Source organism: Streptomyces sp. NPDC017943 (genome assembly GCF_044328425.1).
GTDB classification, from domain to species: domain Bacteria; phylum Actinomycetota; class Actinomycetes; order Streptomycetales; family Streptomycetaceae; genus Streptomyces; species Streptomyces djakartensis_A.
This window is the reverse complement of the sequence record NZ_JBIRHH010000012.1, coordinates 56,343-72,893: the sequence shown is the minus strand read 5'-3', so window position 1 is coordinate 72,893 and position 16,551 is coordinate 56,343. Positions and strand designations below refer to the sequence as shown.

16 protein-coding genes are annotated in these 16,551 nt (G+C 74.4%); 11 read left to right on the top strand and 5 right to left on the bottom strand.

What is annotated here, in order from left to right:
- Window positions 1-17 precede the first annotated feature (17 nt).
- Complete coding sequence (gene hrpB / locus ACH4C6_RS30940; protein WP_398111957.1) at window positions 18-2,534, bottom strand: ATP-dependent helicase HrpB; 2,517 nt, start codon at window positions 2,532-2,534, stop codon at window positions 18-20.
- A 69-nt stretch (window positions 2,535-2,603) separates the two neighbouring features.
- The gene (locus ACH4C6_RS30935; protein ID WP_398111956.1) at window positions 2,604-3,479 is read right to left on the bottom strand and encodes a class I SAM-dependent methyltransferase; all 876 of its coding nucleotides are present in this window, start codon (window positions 3,477-3,479) and stop codon (window positions 2,604-2,606) included.
- Between the two features lie 300 nt (window positions 3,480-3,779).
- On the opposite strand from ACH4C6_RS30935, the gene rpsA reads away from it, so the two are divergent.
- From rpsA to ACH4C6_RS30915, 4 genes are all read left to right on the top strand, one after another.
- A complete protein-coding gene (rpsA, locus tag ACH4C6_RS30930; protein ID WP_366709539.1) occupies window positions 3,780-5,273 on the top strand; it encodes a 30S ribosomal protein S1 in 1,494 nt (497 codons plus the stop codon).
- A gap of 197 nt (window positions 5,274-5,470) precedes the next feature.
- Window positions 5,471-6,409, top strand: a complete 939-nt coding sequence (locus tag ACH4C6_RS30925; protein ID WP_398111955.1) for a PAC2 family protein — start codon at window positions 5,471-5,473, stop codon at window positions 6,407-6,409.
- Window positions 6,410-6,484: 75 nt separating this feature from the next.
- Window positions 6,485-7,144 (top strand): dephospho-CoA kinase, encoded by a 660-nt coding sequence (gene coaE, locus ACH4C6_RS30920; protein WP_398111954.1) that lies wholly within the window; start codon window positions 6,485-6,487, stop codon window positions 7,142-7,144.
- A gap of 50 nt (window positions 7,145-7,194) precedes the next feature.
- A complete protein-coding gene (locus tag ACH4C6_RS30915) occupies window positions 7,195-7,575 on the top strand; it encodes a tetratricopeptide repeat protein (RefSeq protein ID WP_369196304.1) in 381 nt (126 codons plus the stop codon).
- 36 nt (window positions 7,576-7,611) lie between these two features.
- Here ACH4C6_RS30915 and ACH4C6_RS30910 read toward each other — a convergent pair whose 3' ends face one another.
- A complete protein-coding gene (locus ACH4C6_RS30910) occupies window positions 7,612-7,875 on the bottom strand; it encodes a DUF6343 family protein (protein WP_398111952.1) in 264 nt (87 codons plus the stop codon).
- A 148-nt stretch (window positions 7,876-8,023) separates the two neighbouring features.
- Between ACH4C6_RS30910 and ACH4C6_RS30905 the strand changes: the two genes are divergently transcribed.
- The gene (locus ACH4C6_RS30905; RefSeq protein ID WP_398111951.1) at window positions 8,024-8,764 is read left to right on the top strand and encodes a class I SAM-dependent methyltransferase; all 741 of its coding nucleotides are present in this window, start codon (window positions 8,024-8,026) and stop codon (window positions 8,762-8,764) included.
- Window positions 8,765-8,826: 62 nt separating this feature from the next.
- On the top strand, window positions 8,827-9,300 hold the full coding sequence (locus ACH4C6_RS30900; protein ID WP_398111950.1) for a DoxX family protein: 474 nt from the start codon (window positions 8,827-8,829) through the stop codon (window positions 9,298-9,300).
- Between the two features lie 8 nt (window positions 9,301-9,308).
- Here ACH4C6_RS30900 and ACH4C6_RS30895 read toward each other — a convergent pair whose 3' ends face one another.
- Complete coding sequence (locus ACH4C6_RS30895) at window positions 9,309-9,815, bottom strand: RNA-binding S4 domain-containing protein (protein WP_398112058.1); 507 nt, start codon at window positions 9,813-9,815, stop codon at window positions 9,309-9,311.
- 373 nt (window positions 9,816-10,188) lie between these two features.
- On the opposite strand from ACH4C6_RS30895, the gene ACH4C6_RS30890 reads away from it, so the two are divergent.
- From ACH4C6_RS30890 to ACH4C6_RS30880, 3 genes are read left to right on the top strand one after another with little or no spacing between them, the layout of a single operon-like run.
- Window positions 10,189-10,878: an ArsR/SmtB family transcription factor gene (locus tag ACH4C6_RS30890; RefSeq protein ID WP_398111949.1), complete on the top strand. Its 690-nt coding sequence runs from the start codon at window positions 10,189-10,191 to the stop codon at window positions 10,876-10,878.
- A complete protein-coding gene (locus tag ACH4C6_RS30885) occupies window positions 10,875-12,299 on the top strand; it encodes an MFS transporter (RefSeq protein ID WP_398111948.1) in 1,425 nt (474 codons plus the stop codon). Before ACH4C6_RS30890 ends, ACH4C6_RS30885 begins: the two co-directional genes overlap by 4 nt.
- Entirely contained in the window at window positions 12,299-13,000 is a 702-nt protein-coding gene (locus tag ACH4C6_RS30880; RefSeq protein ID WP_398111946.1) for a uracil-DNA glycosylase, read from the top strand. The genes ACH4C6_RS30885 and ACH4C6_RS30880 overlap by 1 nt, the downstream gene beginning before the upstream one ends.
- On the opposite strand, the gene ACH4C6_RS30875 is transcribed toward ACH4C6_RS30880, so the two are convergent.
- Window positions 12,997-13,452, bottom strand: coding sequence for a RidA family protein (locus tag ACH4C6_RS30875; RefSeq protein WP_398111945.1), 456 nt, complete (start codon window positions 13,450-13,452; stop codon window positions 12,997-12,999). The two genes, ACH4C6_RS30880 and ACH4C6_RS30875, sit on opposite strands and share 4 nt — an antisense overlap.
- A 147-nt stretch (window positions 13,453-13,599) precedes the next feature.
- Here ACH4C6_RS30875 and ACH4C6_RS30870 point away from each other — a divergent pair, with 147 nt between their 5' ends.
- The gene (locus tag ACH4C6_RS30870; RefSeq protein ID WP_398111944.1) at window positions 13,600-14,376 is read left to right on the top strand and encodes a nucleotidyltransferase family protein; all 777 of its coding nucleotides are present in this window, start codon (window positions 13,600-13,602) and stop codon (window positions 14,374-14,376) included.
- Window positions 14,377-14,530: 154 nt separating this feature from the next.
- The gene (locus ACH4C6_RS30865) at window positions 14,531-16,516 is read left to right on the top strand and encodes an FUSC family protein (RefSeq protein ID WP_398111943.1); all 1,986 of its coding nucleotides are present in this window, start codon (window positions 14,531-14,533) and stop codon (window positions 16,514-16,516) included.
- The last annotated feature ends 35 nt before the right edge of the window (window positions 16,517-16,551 follow it).

The window sequence follows — 16,551 nt, the reverse complement described above, 5'->3', positions numbered from 1 at the left end:
GGGAGGGCGCCGTCCCGTCAGCGCCTCTGCCGCGCGCTGGTGTGCCGGGTCGGTTCCGCCCCGGCCGGGTCCTCGGGCCACGGATGCTTCGGATACCGCCCCCGCAGCTCCGCCCGCACCCCCCGGTAGCCGTCCCGCCAGAAGGAGGCGAGGTCGGCGGTCACGGCCGCCGGGCGCCCCGCCGGGGAGAGCAGGTGCACCAACAGCGGCACCCCGGCGATCCGGGGCGACTCCTGCAGCCCGAACATCTCCTGCAGCTTCACCGCCAGCACCGGCTGCTCCGGCCGCGCGTAGTCGATCCGGATCCGCGACCCGCTGGGCACCGTCATCCGCTCCGGGGCCAGCTCGTCGAGCCGCCCGGCCTCCCCGGAAGCCCACGGCAGCAGCCGGGCGAGCGCCTCCCCGGCGTCGATCCGCGCCAGATCCGCCCGCCGCCGTGCGCGGCTCAGCTCGGGCTCCAGCCACTCGTCCACGCGCGCGTGGAGCGACGCGTCCGACACGTCCGGCCAGGGCTCCCCGAGGTGCAGCCGCAGGAACGCCAGCCGCTGCCGCAGGACGACGGCCTCCGCCGGCCAGCGCAGCAGTCCCAGTCCGTCCCGCCGCAGCCCGTCGAGCAGCGCCTCGCGCACGAGCCCGGGATCGGCGTCCCTCAGCGCCCGCACCGTCAGCTCCACCGCCCCGAGCCGCTCCACCCGCCGCGCGACGACGTCCCCGCCGTCCCAGCGCACCTCGTCCCGCTCCCCGTGCAGCGCGCCCGCCGCGAGCCGGGCCGTCTCCTCGTCGACGACGGCCCCCAGCTGCACGCGCGCGTGGCCCTTCCCGACAGGCCGGTCCGCGACCGCCACGGCGATCCAGGGCGCCCCGCGCAGGGCGCTCGCGTCACCGGCCTCGGCGCGGGTGCCGGAGACCATGAGGTACGACCCGCCGTCCGCCCGCGCGACCCGCTCGGGAAAGGCGAGGGCGGCCACCAGCCCCACCTGCCGCTCCTCGGACAGCCCCTGCCACGCCCCGGCCGCGGAGGAGCCGGACAGCCCGGAGCCGACCGCCCGCAACCGCCGCACCTCGGCGCGCCACCGCGCGGCGTAGGCGTCCCCGCCGCGCCGGGCACGGCGCAGGGCACCGGCCAGGTCGTCGCCGTACTCCCGCGGGGTCTCCTCACTGAGCAGCGCGACCACTTCAGCGGCCCGCTCGGCCCCCACCAGCGGCACGGAGTCGAGCAACGCCCTCCCCAGCCGGGGATGCAGCCCCAGCCGGGCCAGCGCGGCCCCGCGCTCGGTCGCACGCCCCTCGTGGTCCAAGGCCCCCACGGCCTCCAGCACGTCCCGTGCCGCCGCCATGGCCCCGGAAGGCGGTGGATCCAGCAGCGCCAGCCCCGAGGCGTCCGGATCCCCCCAGCACGCCACCTGCAACGCGAACGCCGTCAGGTCGGCCACCTTGATCTCCGGAGCCGGGAAGCGCGGCAGACGGGCGTCCTCCGCCTCCGCCCAGCACCGGTACACCGTCCCCGGCGCCTCACGACCGGCCCGGCCCGCCCGCTGCCGCCCGGCCGCCCGTGACGCCCGCACCGTCGCCAGCGCGCTCAGCCCGCGCGCGTGGTCCACCCGCGGCTCCCGCGCCAGACCCGAGTCCACGACGACCCGCACGCCCGGCACCGTCAGGGACGACTCGGCCACGGACGTCGCCAGCACCACGCGCCGGCGCGCCCCGGGCACCAGCACCGCGTCCTGGACCGCGGCCGGCGCCCGGCCGTGCACCTGGAGCACGTCCACCCCGTCCGGCGCACCGAGCTGCCCGGCGACCCGGGCGATCTCGCCGACGCCGGGCAGGAAGCACAGGACGTCCCCCTCGCGTTCGGCCAGCGCCCGCCGCACCACGGCCGCCACGTGCGCGAGCAGCGCCGGATCGACCCGCGTCCCGTGCGGCGGCCGGACCGGTCGGGCCGGCGGCGCCCACACCACCTCCAACGGATGCGCCGCGCCCTGCGCCTCCACCACCGGCGCCCCGCCCAGCAGCGCGGCCCAGCCCTGCGCGTCGGTCGTCGCCGAGGCCGCCACCAGCCGCAGCTCCGGCCGCAGCGTCTGGCGCACGTCCCACAGGAACGCCGCCGCCGTGTCCGCGTCCAGGTGCCGCTCGTGGCACTCGTCGAGGACCACCACGTCGGTACCGGCCAGCTCCTGGTCGCGCTGCAACCGCTGCACCAGCACACCGGTCGTGACGACCTCCACGCGCGTGTGCCGCCCGACGACCCGCTCACCGCGCACGGTGAAGCCGACGCTCTCGCCGGTCCTCTCGCCCAGCAGCCACGCCATCCGCCGCGCCGCCGCCCGGGCCGCGATCCGCCGCGGCTCCGCCACGACGACCCGGCGCCGCGGCCCGTCCCCGACCAGCCCGGCCAGGACGAGGGGCACGAGGGTGGTCTTGCCGGTGCCGGGCGGCGCGACGAGCACGGCGGTGCCGTGCCCCTCCAGCGCGTCGTCCAGGGCGGGCAGCGCACCGCGTACGGGCAGGGCGTCCAGGGCGTCGTAGCGGATCACGCCCTCAGTGTCGTACGCCCGGCGAGGCGCCTCCCACGCGCGGGTGGGTCCGTCCCCGCCCGCGCCGGGTCAGCCGCGCTCGCAGACGAAGACGGCCGTTCCGGGGATCAGGTTGCCGCGCAGGGGCGACCAGCCGCCCCACTCGGAGGTGTTCCACGCCGGCCACTCCGGCTCCACCAGATCGACCAGGCGGAAGCCCGACGCCACGACGTCCCGGACGCGGTCGCCGAGGGTGCGGTGGTGCTCCACGTAGACGGCCCGGCCCTCCTCGTCCTGTTCGACGTAGGGCGTGCGGTCGAAGTACGACGCCGAGACGGTCAGCCCCTCGGGCCCCGGCTCGTCCGGGAACGCCCAGCGGATCGGGTGCGTCACCGAGAAGACGAGACGGCCCCCCGGGCGCAGCACCCGGCGCACCTCCCGCAGCACCTGGCGCGGATCGGCGACGAAGGGCAGCGCCCCGTACGCCGAGCAGACCAGGTCGAAGGAGCCGTCCGCGAAGGGCAGGGCACCGGCGTCCGCGCACACCAGCGGGAAGGAGCCGCCGATGCGCAGGGCGTGCTGGAGCTGCCGGTGCGAGATGTCCAGGGCCACCGGGCGCGCCCCCTGGGCGGCCAGCCAGCGCGAGCACTGGGCGGCGCCGGCGCCGATCTCCAGGACGTCGCGGCCCTTCAGCTCCTCGGGCGGGCCCAGCAGCTCGGCCTCGACCTCGTCCAGCCCCTCGGGGCCCCAGACGAAGCGGTCGTCGCCGAGGAAGGTGCCGTGCTCGACCTGGTACTCGTCCGCGTTCCGGTCCCACCAGCCGCGATTGGCGCGGGAGCTCTCCGAGGCCCCGGCGGCGCGGCGGGTGGCCTCGGGTTCGGACGCTTCGGGCTCTTGGATGATCGGCTCCCTCGTCGTACTCTTCCGTCCAGCCGGTCCCGGCGACGTCGCAAAAGGGGGCTTCATGCCCCCTGCGTGGCCTCGCACGACACGAATTGTGCCGGGTATGCGCCGTTCCGCCCCCGGTGGGCGGCTTCGCGCATTGACCCTGCCCGGCTGCCCCCGTATGCTACAAGTTGCGCTGCGGGCCTGCGCACCTCAGACGTAGCAGGCTGCGCTCGCATCTGTATGTATGTCCCCTCGGTTGTCGAGGCGCCACCGTTCTTGTGTGGCGCTTCCTTGGCTGTCCGGCTTCTGCAGAGCGAAACGGGCTCCCGGCGTAGCAGTACCTACGACTTCAATGTCCGTACCGGAGCCCTTTCCCACATGACGAGCAGCACCGAGACCACCGCCACCACCCCGCAGGTAGCGGTCAACGACATCGGTAACGAGGAAGCCTTCCTCGCCGCGATCGACGAGACGATCAAGTACTTCAACGACGGCGACATCGTCGACGGCGTCATCGTGAAGGTCGACCGGGACGAGGTCCTGCTCGACATCGGTTACAAGACCGAAGGCGTGATCCCGAGCCGCGAGCTCTCGATCAAGCACGACGTCGACCCCAACGAGGTCGTCGCCGTCGGTGACGAGATCGAGGCCCTCGTCCTCCAGAAGGAGGACAAGGAAGGCCGCCTGATCCTCTCGAAGAAGCGCGCCCAGTACGAGCGTGCCTGGGGCACCATCGAGAAGATCAAGGAAGAGGACGGGATCGTCACCGGTACCGTCATCGAGGTCGTCAAGGGTGGTCTCATCCTCGACATCGGCCTCCGTGGCTTCCTCCCGGCCTCCCTGGTCGAGATGCGCCGCGTCCGCGACCTCCAGCCCTACGTGGGCAAGGAGCTCGAGGCCAAGATCATCGAGCTGGACAAGAACCGCAACAACGTGGTCCTGTCCCGCCGTGCCTGGCTGGAGCAGACCCAGTCCGAGGTCCGCCAGACGTTCCTCACCACCCTCCAGAAGGGTCAGGTCCGTTCCGGCGTCGTCTCCTCGATCGTCAACTTCGGTGCCTTCGTGGACCTGGGTGGCGTCGACGGTCTGGTCCACGTCTCCGAGCTCTCCTGGAAGCACATCGACCACCCCTCCGAGGTTGTCGAGGTCGGCCAGGAAGTCACCGTCGAGGTCCTCGACGTCGACATGGACCGCGAGCGTGTCTCCCTGTCGCTGAAGGCGACCCAGGAAGACCCGTGGCAGCAGTTCGCCCGCACCCACCAGATCGGCCAGGTCGTGCCCGGCAAGGTCACGAAGCTGGTTCCGTTCGGTGCGTTCGTCCGCGTGGACGAGGGCATCGAGGGTCTGGTCCACATCTCCGAGCTGGCCGAGCGCCACGTGGAGATCCCGGAGCAGGTCGTCCAGGTCAACGACGAGATCTTCGTCAAGGTCATCGACATCGACCTCGAGCGCCGTCGCATCAGCCTCTCGCTGAAGCAGGCCAACGAGTCCTTCGGTGCCGACCCGTCGGCGGTCGAGTTCGACCCGACCCTGTACGGCATGGCCGCGTCCTACGACGACCAGGGCAACTACATCTACCCCGAGGGCTTCGACCCCGAGACCAACGACTGGCTCGAGGGCTACGAGACCCAGCGCGAGGCGTGGGAGACCCAGTACGCCGAGGCGCAGCAGCGCTTCGAGCAGCACCAGGCGCAGGTCATCAAGTCCCGCGAGGCGGACGAGAAGGCCGCTGCCGAGGGTGGCGAGGCTGCCGCTCCGGCCGCGTCCGGTGGCGGTTCGTACTCCTCCGAGGGCCCGGACAACTCCGGTGCGCTGGCCTCGGACGAGGCGCTGGCCGCGCTTCGCGAGAAGCTGGCCGGCGGGCAGAGCTGAACGCTCGCCGCTGAGGCATAGCCGATAGCCGAGGGGCCGTACCTTCCGAGGTACGGCCCCTCGGTGTTGCCGGGGGCAGGTCCGGGCGCTGCCGTGCGCGGGCCGTCGCCGCCGAGAAGATCATGAATCTGCTCCTCCGGGAATGCCCCTGCCCGCAACGGCGTTGTGGACGGTGAACACGAGGAGGAGCGGTCACTGTGCTTGATCCCCAGGATTTGTACGCATGGGAGCCGAAGGGCCTGGCCGTCGTCGACATGGCGCTCGCCCAGGAGTCGGCCGGACTTGTCATGCTCTACCACTTCGACGGGTACATCGACGCGGGCGAGACCGGCGACCAGATCGTCGACCGGCTGCTCGACTCACTGCCGAACCAGCTCGTGGCCCGCTTCGACCACGACCGGCTCGTGGACTACCGCGCCCGTCGCCCCCTGCTGACCTTCAAGCGCGACCGCTGGAGCGACTACGAGGACCCCGCCATCGAGGTGCGGCTCGTCCAGGACGCGACCGGCGCGCCCTTCCTGCTGCTGTCCGGACCCGAGCCGGACGTGGAGTGGGAACGCTTCGCCGCCGCCGTACGGCAGATCGTGGAGCGCCTCGGCGTCCGCCTGTCCGTGAACTTCCACGGCATCCCGATGGGCGTCCCGCACACCCGCCCGGTGGGCCTCACCCCGCACGGCAACCGCACCGACCTCGTCCCGGGCCACCGCAGCCCCTTCGAGGAGGCCCAGGTGCCCGGCAGCGCCGAGTCCCTCGTCGAGTACCGCCTGCTCCAGGCCGGCCACGACGTCCTGGGCGTCGCCGCCCACGTCCCGCACTACATCGCCCGCTCGCCGTACCCGGACGCGGCCCTCACCGTGCTCGAGGCCATCACCGCGGCCACCGGACTGGTCCTGCCCGGGATCGCCCACGCCCTGCGCTCGGACGCCCACCGCACCCAGACGGAGATCGACCGGCAGATCCGCGAGGGCGACGAGGACCTCACCGCGCTCGTCGAAGGTCTGGAGCACCAGTACGACGCGGTCGCCGGTGCCGAGACCCGCGGCAACATGCTCGCCGAACCGGTGGACATCCCCTCCGCGGACGAGATCGGCCGCGAGTTCGAGAAGTTCCTGGCGGAGCGGGAAGGCGAGAACTGACGGCACACCCCGCGCGATGCGCCGAACGGCACCCTTCTCCCCTGTGGTCCCGGTGGAGGGTCTAGGCTGCGGCTCATGCTGAAGGTGGGCCTGACCGGCGGTATCGGTGCCGGCAAGAGCGAGGTGTCGCGGCTGCTCGTGGAGTGCGGAGCCGTACTGATCGACGCGGACCGCATCGCGCGGGAGGTCGTCGCACCGGGGACACCCGGCCTCGCGGCGGTCGTCGACGCCTTCGGCGAGGGGATCCTCGCCGAGGACGGCAGTCTGGACCGCCCGCGGCTCGGCTCGATCGTCTTCGCGGACGCCGCCAAGCTCGCCACGCTCAACTCCATCGTGCACCCGCTGGTGGGCGAGCGGTCCCGCACGCTGGAGGAGGCCGCCGCCGAGGACGCGGTCGTCCTGCACGACGTCCCGCTCCTCACGGAGAACGGCCTGGCCCCGCTGTACGACGTGGTGATCGTCGTCGACGCCTCCATCGACACCCAGCTCGACCGGCTGGTACGGCTGCGCGGCATGACCGAGGAGGACGCCCGCGCGCGGATGGCAGCCCAGGCCGGCCGCGAGCAGCGCCGCGCGATCGCGGACATCGTGATCGACAACGACGTCCCGCTGGCCGAGCTGGAGCAGCGCGTGCGGGAGGTGTGGTCCGAGCTGGTGCGCAGGTCGAAGACGCCCCGCGAGGAGCAGCCGTCGAAGGCGCCCCGCGAGGGACGGTCGCAGCCGGACGCGGAATAGCAGCCCTCTCACGGGGCGTTGAACTGCTCCAGTGAGGGAAGGACTCTGCCGTGCCCGAGACCAGCGGTTCCGCCGGACGTACCCCGGAGACCCACGTCATCGACTTCCGTGCCGCCGAGCAGCTCCTGGCGGCCCGGGACCCGCGGGGTGCGGTGAAGCTGCTCGACAAGGTCATTGCCGCGCATCCCGAGAACACCGCCGCGCGACTGCTGCGCGCCCGTGCCTTCTTCGCGGCGGCGCAGCTGAGGCCCGCGGAGCTGGAGTTCTCGATCGTCCTGGAGCGGGAGCCCGACAACGCGTTCGCGCATTTCGCCCTCGCACGCACCTATGAGCGGCAGAACCGCCCCGAGCAGGCCAAACGCCATTTCCGTCTGGCGGCCGCGCTGGATCCCAACCCGGAGTTCCTGAAGGCGGCCCACTTCGACTCGTAGCCGGCGGCACCCCGCGGCCAGGTCCGGGTGCGCGTCTCAGCGGCGGGCGTCCGGCGGCTCGTACGGCGGAATGTCCGGGCCCGGCTGGTAGTGGGGGCCCTGGCGGATGTGCCGGAGGACGACGGTCAGGTCGATCGTCACGATCAGCAGCAGCACCCCGCATGCGACGGCCCAGCCGGTCCGTCCGACCAGGGCGAACGCCACCGTGCCGAACAGCGCCCAGACCAGCCCCCACACGCTCAGCCAGAAGCGCGCCCGCAGGGCACTGCGCGCGGTCCTCGGTTCACTGCCTGTACGCATCGCGATCACCACTCCTGTCTGCAACGTACTCCGCGCCACGGGTGCTGACCAATGGGGCGGACCGGGCCCACCGAGACCCTCGGTCACTCGGTCGGGTGAACGGGGTGGGAGTGGGAACGGGCGTACGGGCACGGCCCGTTGGACGGGCATGAAGCAGAAAGTGCGCGAGGGATACGAGGGGACGGGCCCCGGGGCGATCACCCCGGACGGCTGCGCCGTGGAGTTCTACGCACGACTGCCCGTCGGGGACGAGCCGGAGATCATCGCCGCGGCGGTGCCCCAGGGCGCGCGCATCCTGGAGCTGGGCAGCGGGGTCGGCCGGATGACCCACGCCTTGCTGGAGCGCGGGTTCACGCTGACGGCGGTGGACGAGTCCGCCGAGATGCTGGCGCGCGTGCGCGGGGCCCGCACGATACGCAGCCCGATCGAGGAGCTCGCCCTCGACGAGACGCTCGACGTCGTGCTGCTCGCGTCGTTCCTGGTGCACGCGGGCGACGCCGAGGTGCGCCGGGGCATGCTGCGCACCTGCGCCCGCCATGTCGCCGACGGCGGCTGCGTCCTGATCCAGCGGGAGGGCGAGGACTTCCACGCGAACGTGCCGCGCGAGCGCGTGGATCCCGGTGGCTTCACCGTGCGGGTCGTGTCGTCCGAGCCGATCGGTGACGGTGTGCGCTCCGTCCGGGCGGAGTACGCGTTTCCCGATGCCGTCTGGACGCAGACGTTCCGCTCGCGCCCCCTGAGCAGGGAGCAGTTCGAGGCGGCACTGAGCGAGGCGGGACTGCGGGTGGACCGCTATCTGACGGAGGACCGGATATGGGTGCGGGCGGTGCCGGACACGCCAGCCACGCCAGCCACGCCGGGAGCGTCCTCGTCCGCCGTGCGGCGATGAGTTTTCGGGACGAGGGCGGTCCATTCCCGTGACACCAGCGGATCGCTTCCCAGGAGACCTCCATGTCCAAGACCGCCGTTCCCGCTCCCGCCTCCGCCACCTCCCCGTCCGGCCGGGCCGGTGCCGTCGTCGCCGGGTCCGCGACCGCGCGCGGGCGGCGTGCGCGTATAGCCCTGCGCGCCCTGCAGATCCTGCTGGCCTTGTTCTACGCGGTCGCCAGCGCCCTGCCGAAACTGATCGGGCACGCCTCGGCCGCCGAGTCCTTCGACCGGCTCGGCTGGGGCAGTGCGGGGATGTACACGATCGGCGCGCTCGAACTGGCCGGTGCCATCGCCCTGTTGACACCGGTGCTCCAGTCGGTGGCGGCGATGGCGCTGGGCGCCCTGATGGTGGGCGCGTTCGTGGTCCAGGTGACCGTGTTCGACGGGCAGAACGCGGCGACGCCGCTGATCCTGCTCGTGCCGCTCGCCTTCATCGCCTGGGCGCGGCGCGGGCACAACGCGGACCTGCTGCGCCTGCTTCGGGTGCGTGCGTGACGGCGCCCTCAGGGCTTGGGCTTGCCTCGGCCCTTGCCGGGGCCCGGCCCGGAAGCCGGGTCAGGGCCCCGACCCGGGCCGCTGCCGAAACCGCCCCCGGGAGCAGCACCCCCGAAACCGGGCAGCCCTCGCAGGCGTTCCAGTTCGCGGCGGTCGCGCTTGGTCGGGCGGCCCGCGCCGCGGTCGCGGATGCCCGCGGGGGCGACGGCCTCACGAGGAGGCGGCGGCGGGGAGTTGTCGACGTAACACTGGACGGCTACCGGAGCGCCGACGCGCTTGCGGATCAGCCGGGTGACGACGACGACCCTCTCGCGGCCCTCCTGGCGCAGGCGCACCTCGTCACCGATGCGCACGGCGTGGGCGGGCTTCACGCGCTCGCCGTTCACACGGACGTGGCCGCCCCGGCATGCGGTGGCGCCCATGGAGCGGGTCTTGACCAGGCGTACGGACCAGATCCAGCTGTCGACGCGGACGCTCTGGCCGCTCTGCGGGCCTGCGGCCTCGGCGGCGGCGATGGCCGCGGCGACCTTGGGGTCGAGGGCCTGGTCTCCGGCTCGGGCGGGTCCGGGGCCGGGGCCGGTGGCAGGGGTGCCGGCGGACGTATCGGCGGACGCGTCGGTGGCGGGGGCCGTGGGGGAGGAGTGCGGGGACGACGCGTCGGCGGGCGACCCGGGCTCGGGTGCCTTCTCTGCGGGCGCCGCGTTCGCTGCCGCGTCCGTATCGCCGTACTCCGTACCGTCGTACTCCGAGCCTCGAGAAGCCATGCCTTCGACCTTAGTCCTCCTGCGGGGCCGACCGGACGGGATTTTCGTGCACCCCGGCCGGGTCCCCCAAAGAACTTTTGCAAAAAGTCTTTTGCTGAATGCCTCCGGCCCCTACGCTCCCGGCATGGAGAGCGACGAGCACAAGCGCGTACTCGACCCGGAGCACGACACCGCCGCCCTGAAGGCCCTCACGCACCCCCTGCGGATCCGGCTGCTCGGGCTGCTCCGCCAGGACGGGCCGGCGACGGCCAGTGAACTGGCGGTGCGGACGGGGGAGTCGTCGGCGTCGGCCAGCTACCACCTGCGGGTGCTGGCGAAGTACCGGTTCATCGCCGAGGCCGAGCACCGGGACGGCCGGGAGCGGCGCTGGCGGGCGCTGCACACGGTGACGTCGTGGAGCAACGAGTCGATGGAGTCGTCCTCGGCGGGGCGCGCGTTCGTCAGCCTGGCGCGGCGGAGGCAGATCGAGCACCTGGAGTCGTCCCTCGCCCAGCACGAGTCGGACATGGCCGCCGGACGGCTGGGCCCGGAGTGGGTGGAGCCGTCCGGGATCAGTGACCTCATGCCCCGGCTGACGCCCGGGTCGGTCGAGGAGCTCTGGGCCGCCGTCGCGGCGAAGCTGGAGGAACTGACCGCGCGTGACGCGGACGACCCGGACGCACAGCGGGTCGTGCTCCTCACCGCCGCACTGCCGGTCGCCCCCCACGAGCAGGGGGACCTCGACCTCGGCGCTACCGGGAGCGCCCTGAGTGCCGGGAGTGCAGGGAGTGCCGGGAGCGCCGAGAGCGGCGGGGACGAGGGCGACGACTCATGACGGGGTCCCGCCTCCCCGGAACCGCCGGTCCGTCCGGCTCCCCGGGGATACGGAGCGCCCGGCGGCGCTACGTCACGCTCTGTGCGCTCCTCTGGCTGCCGCCGGGTCTGGGCATGGCCTCGATGGTGCTGCTGTTCAGCGAGCGCGGCATGTCCGTGGCCGCGATCGCGGCGCTGTTCGCGGTCCACTCGCTGACGGTGGCGGCCCTGGAACTGCCCACCGGGGGACTGTCCGACGTCCTCGGGCGCAGGCCGGTGCTCGTCGTGGCCGGTGTGCTGAACGTGGCGGCCGGCCTCCTGCTCGGCCTCGGTGGCACGGCCTGGGTGCTCACCGCCGGCATGGTGCTCATGGGCGCCGCCCGGGCGCTGTCCAGCGGCACGGCCGAAGCCTGGTACGTCGACACCGTCCACGCGTGCTCCGGGCCGGACGCCGAGCTGCGCACCGGGCTGGCCCGGGGCGGCTCCTCGACCTCCGCCGCCCTCGCGGCCGGCATCCTGCTCGGTGGCGCGGTGCCCTGGCTGCTCGGCCTGGGGCCCGATCCCGGAGCCCTGTCGAGCGGGGCGACCGGCGGGATGGTGCCGCCCCTGGCCGTCCCCTTGCTGCTCGGCGTCGTGGTCCGGGTCGTCTTCATCGGCTACGTCCTGACTGTGCTGCGGGAGCCCCCGCGGCCGCCGGCCACCGTGCGTGCCGTGGTGAGGGGGGTTCCGGCCACCGTCATGGACGGGCTGAGGCTCGGCGGGCGGGACTCGGTGGTCCGCCGCGTGCTGCTCAGCGCCGCGGCCGCCGGCAGTGCCCTGGCCGCCGTCGAACTGCTCGTGCCCGGGCGCACGGCCCAGGTGACCGGGGCGCCGGACTCCGGTGCGATGGTCTATGCCGCGCTGTCCTGCGCCGGTTTCCTGTGCAGTGGGGCCGGCAGCCACCTCGCGCCCTTCAGCGCCCGGGTCGCCGGCAGTGGTGAACGGGCCGTGCTGGCCGGTCTCGGGACCGGGGCGGCCGGACTGCTGCTGCTCGGGATCACCGCGGCCTCCGGACACCCGACGGCCACGGCCGTCGCGGTCGCCGGGTTCTGCCTGGTCTACCTCGGGCTCGGTGCCGCGTCCCCGAACGAGAACGAGTTGCTGCACCGCCGCGTCTCCAGCGCGGGCCGGGCCACCGCCCTGTCCGTCCAGTCCCTCGCCCAGCAACTGGTCGGCGCACTGACGGGGTTGGCCGTCGGGGTGCTGCGCCCGGGGCCGCTGCCCTGGCTGCTGACCGGTGCCGTGCTGCTCGCCGGAGCCCTGCTGTGGCTGCGGCGCACCGGTGAACGGACTGTGCGGGTGACCGCCGCCGGGGGTGCGGCCGGCCCCCTGCCCTCAGCCGCATCCGCCGATGATCGCGCCCCCCGAAGGACCCGCCCCGCGCCTCGTCCTACGGTGGAGTGATGGACACCAGCGGCCTTCCCGTTCTCGACGGGCGCATCGCGGAGTGCCGGGCCTGCCCGCGGCTGGTCGCCTGGCGCGAGGAGACGGCCCGGGTGAAGCGGGCGGCCTTCGCGGACTGGACGTACTGGGCACGGCCGGTGCCCGGGTTCGGGCCGGCCGACGCGCGGCTGCTGATCGTGGGCCTGGCCCCGGCCGCGCACGGCGGGAACCGCACCGGACGGATGTTCACGGGCGACCGCTCCGGAGACGTCCTGTACGAGGCGCTGCACGACGTCGGTCTCGCCTCCCAGCCGACCGCCGTGCACGCCCACGACGGACTGGAGCTGTACGGCGTCCGCGTGACCTCGCCGGTGCACTGCGCCCCGCCCGCCAACAAGCCCACCCCCGAGGAGCGGGACACCTGCCGCCCCTGGCTCGTGCAGGAGTTGCGGCTGCTGCGCCCGACCCTGCGGGCCGTGCTCGTGCTGGGCGCCTTCGGCTGGCAGGCCGCGCTGCCCGCGTTCGCCGAGGCGGGCTGGCCGGTGCCGAAGCCGCGCCCCGCGTTCGCCCACGGCAGCCGGGTCCGCCTGGACGGGCTGGACCTGTTCGGCTGCTACCACGTCAGCCAGCGCAACACCTTCACCGGCCGTCTCACGCCGGTGATGCTGCGGGACGTGCTGCGCACGGCCGCGCAAGCGGCGGACCTCCCGGTGAACGGCTAGCCGCGCGGACGGCCGGCGGCGTCGGCGGACATCGCGGACGCGCGCAGCCCCTGGTCGGGGACGACGGCTGTCGCGGTGATCTCCACCAGCTGGCCCGTGTACCCGAGGCACGCCACGCCGATCAGCGTCGACGAGTGCGGACCCGCGCTGAGCCCGGAGGCCTCGACCACGGCCCACACGGCGGACAGCACCGCAGGATCGGCGCTCACCACGTACACGTCGGTCGTCACGACGTGGGACGGATCGCTGCCGACGGCGTCCAGCTGCTCCCGCAGGTTGGCGATGACCTGCTCGGCCTGCCGCACCGGATCCTGCGGGCCGACGAGCTCGCCCTCCGCGTCGAGGGGCACGGACCCGGCGAGGAACGCCAGCCGCGTGCCGGCCTCGACGACGGACGCGTGGGAGTAGGTGGGCGGCGGGAACAGGCTCGGGACGGTGACACGACGGATCACGGCAATCCTCCGATCGGGGACGGCGAAGCGGGCGACCCGCCGATCATGCGCGGCCACGGCACCCGGCCGCACCCGTATTTCGCTTCCCACGACCAGGGCGTTCCCCTACCCTGCCCGGAACCCCGACCGACCAGGAGCGAGCCTGCCGTGTCCACCGTTGCGGACCAGACCTTCCTCGACAGCACGGCGGACCGCCTCGCCGCCCTGCCCACCGTCCGGGCCGTCACCCTCGGCGGCTCCCGCGCACAGGGCACCGAACGTCCCGACAGCGACTGGGACCTGGCCGTCTACTACCGCGGTGCGTTCGACCCCGCCGATCTGCGCGCCATCGGCTGGCAGGGCGAGGTCTCCGAGGTGGGAGCGTGGGGCGGAGGCGTCTTCAACGGCGGAGCCTGGCTGACGGTCGAGGGCCGCAGGGTGGACGTCCACTACCGCGACCTCGACGTCGTCGAACGCGAGTCGGCCGAGGCGGAGGCGGGCCGCTTCCGGGTCGAACCCCTGATGTTCCACCTGGCGGGCATCCCGACCTACCTCCTGCTCGCCGAACTGGCGATCAACAAGGTCCTGCGCGGAGACCTGCCCCGCCCCGGCACCTACCCCCCGGCCCTGCGCGCCGCCGCCCCACCGCACTGGCACGGCATGGCCACGGCCACCCTCGCCTACGCCGGAGCAGGCCACGCCCCGAAGGGCGCGGCCACCCAGGTCGCCGGCGCGATCGCCCTGGCCACCACCCAGACGGCCCACGCCGTCCTGGCGGCCCGGGGCGAGTGGGTGACCAACGAGAAGGGGCTGGTGGCCCGGGCGGGCCTGGAGGAGGCCGACGCGCTCGTCGGGCGGCTGACGAGCCGACCGGACGGGCTCGCCCGGATCCTCCGCGAGGTGGGGGAACTGCTCGGCCGGGCCGTGGAAGCAGCTCGCACCTGAGGTTGCGTTCATAAAGAACCCCCACCGCGCGCCCCTCCGACACGTTCCCGAAACCTCGTGGTGGGTGACCCGGCCTACCCTGGAGGTCCTCACCCCGCCCCGGTCGCCGTCGCCCGAAGGCCCGCCCCGCCTGAGCCGAGACGACAGGAGCCCCGTGTCCCGCCGCACCACCCCCCGTCTTCCGCCGTGGCTCGCGCACGCACTGCGTGCCCAGCGGGGGCCCGTGCCCTGGAGCGCGGTGACCCGCGGGGCCCTGTCGGCCGGCCCGTTGCTGCTGGTCGCGGTGCAGGCCGGGCGCACGTCGCTGGGCGTCGTCGCCGCCATCGCCGCCATGCTGGCCGGGATCAACGACCGGCCCGGGAGCCGGCGGGCCTCCGTCGAGCGCCTGGGTGTGCCCGCTCTGGGCGGTGCCGTGGGGCTGGTCGCCGGGACGTACGCCGGGCAGGGCACCGGCGCGGTCGTGCTGACCGTGATCCTCACGCTCGTGGGTCTCGTCGCCGGTGCGATCAGCGCCGTCGGGCCGGTCGCCTCCGCCACCGGCACGCAGCTGCTCGTCGGCGCCGCGGTCGGGGCGGGGATGCCCCTGCCCGAACCCGGCTGGGAGCGCGCGCTCGCGTTCCTCGCCGGGGCCGGCTGGCTGCTCCTGCTGCGGCTCGCCCTGCCCACCCCCGGCTCCCTCGGCGGCGACTTCCGCTTCGACGGGGAACGCGAGGCCGTCGCCGGGGTCTACGACGCCGTCGCCGCACTGCTCGACGCCGTCGGCGGACCGGACGCCATCCCCCGGCGCGCCGCGCTCACCGCCGCCCTCGACCATGCGCAGGACGCCCTCGCCGGGCCCCGGCTGCGGCGGTATGCGTCCTCCTCCGCCGAGCGCCGGCTGCACGCCCGGTACGCCGCCGCCCTGCCCCTCGCCGAGGCCGCGACCGCCCTCGCCTGGGCCGGCGAGCCCGTCATCGAACGCGCCCGGCAAGGCCCGCGGCGACTCGCCGCGGCGGTGCGCGCCGATGCCCACACCGGGCCGCTGCCCGCGTCCGTCCGGTCCGCGCCCGCCCTGCGCGCCCTCGACGACGCCCTGCTGCACGCCGCCGAGGTCTTCGACCAGGGCCGCGGCGGCGACCTGCACACCCGCCCCCGCCTCGCCCGGCTCCGGCTGCGCGCCGCCCTCGGCAGCGCCGGGCGGGAGTACGGGCTGCGCGTGGCCCTGAGCTTCGGGGCCGCAGCGGCGGTCGCCCAGGCCCTGCACCGGACGCAGTGGTACGGGCAGCACGACCACTGGTACTGGCTGCCCGCCACGGCCGTCTTCCTCGTCAAGCCCGACCTCGGGCCGCTGGCCTCGCGCGTGCTGAACCGGGCCGCCGGGACCGTCCTCGGCGCCCTCCTCTTCGCCGGGCTCGCGACCGTCCTGCCCCGCCCCGAGGGGCTCGTCGCGCTGGTCGCCCTCAGCGGGGCGCTCATCCCCGTCGCCACCCGGCACTTCGCCGCCCAGACCGCCGTCGTCACCGTCCTCGTCCTCGCCCTGGTCATGGTCGGCGGCGAGCCCCAGGCCTCCGCCGGCCGCATCGGCGAGACGCTGCTGGCCTGCGTGATCGTGCTGCTCGTCGGGCACCTGACGATGCCCGGGCAGAAGGGCGGCGGCGTACGCGGCAGGCTCACGGCGGCCGCCGACGCCGCGTACGCCTACCTCGCCCACGTCCTGGCCGAAGCCGGCGCCCCGCACAGCGGCCCGGCCACCGTGCCCGCGGACCACGACGGCCCGCGCGCGTCCGCCGGCGCCCGGGCCGGCGCGACGCCCACCGGCCGGCGCCCGGGACCGCCGGGCCCCCACACGGCCGCCGACGACCGCGCCGGCCGCTGGACGCTGCGCCGCGAGGCCTACCGGACCCTCGCCGAGGCCCGGTCCGCCATCACCCTGGCCGCGCACGAACTGCCCGCCGTGGCCCGGCACACCGAGGGCGCGGACGAGGTGGCCGATCTGCTCGAACGTCTCGTCGACACCACCACCGCCTGCGCCGTCCACCTCGACGACACGGGCCGCATCGGGCCGGGACACACCGAGCGGCTCACCGCTCTGCTCGGCGAACTCGCCGGACCCGGTGCGCGGCTGGGACTGCGGCTGCCCCGGGCACCCCTGGCCGGATAGCGCCCGGACCCCGCCCCGAGCAGTCGCCGCTGGGC

Bases quoted from the DNA above. Each gene is read 5' to 3' on its own strand.
- ACH4C6_RS30880 (WP_398111946.1), top strand. From the start codon at position 12,299: ATGGACACCAGCGGCCTTCCCGTTCTCGACGGGCGCATCGCGGAGTGC.
- ACH4C6_RS30885 (WP_398111948.1), top strand. From the start codon at position 10,875: ATGACGGGGTCCCGCCTCCCCGGAACCGCCGGTCCGTCCGGCTCCCCG.
- rpsA (WP_366709539.1), top strand. From the start codon at position 3,780: ATGACGAGCAGCACCGAGACCACCGCCACCACCCCGCAGGTAGCGGTC.
- coaE (WP_398111954.1), top strand. From the start codon at position 6,485: ATGCTGAAGGTGGGCCTGACCGGCGGTATCGGTGCCGGCAAGAGCGAG.
- ACH4C6_RS30935 (WP_398111956.1), bottom strand. From the start codon at position 3,479: ATGAAGCCCCCTTTTGCGACGTCGCCGGGACCGGCTGGACGGAAGAGT.
- ACH4C6_RS30905 (WP_398111951.1), top strand. From the start codon at position 8,024: ATGAAGCAGAAAGTGCGCGAGGGATACGAGGGGACGGGCCCCGGGGCG.
- ACH4C6_RS30900 (WP_398111950.1), top strand. From the start codon at position 8,827: ATGTCCAAGACCGCCGTTCCCGCTCCCGCCTCCGCCACCTCCCCGTCC.
- ACH4C6_RS30890 (WP_398111949.1), top strand. From the start codon at position 10,189: ATGGAGAGCGACGAGCACAAGCGCGTACTCGACCCGGAGCACGACACC.
- ACH4C6_RS30910 (WP_398111952.1), bottom strand. From the start codon at position 7,875: ATGCGTACAGGCAGTGAACCGAGGACCGCGCGCAGTGCCCTGCGGGCG.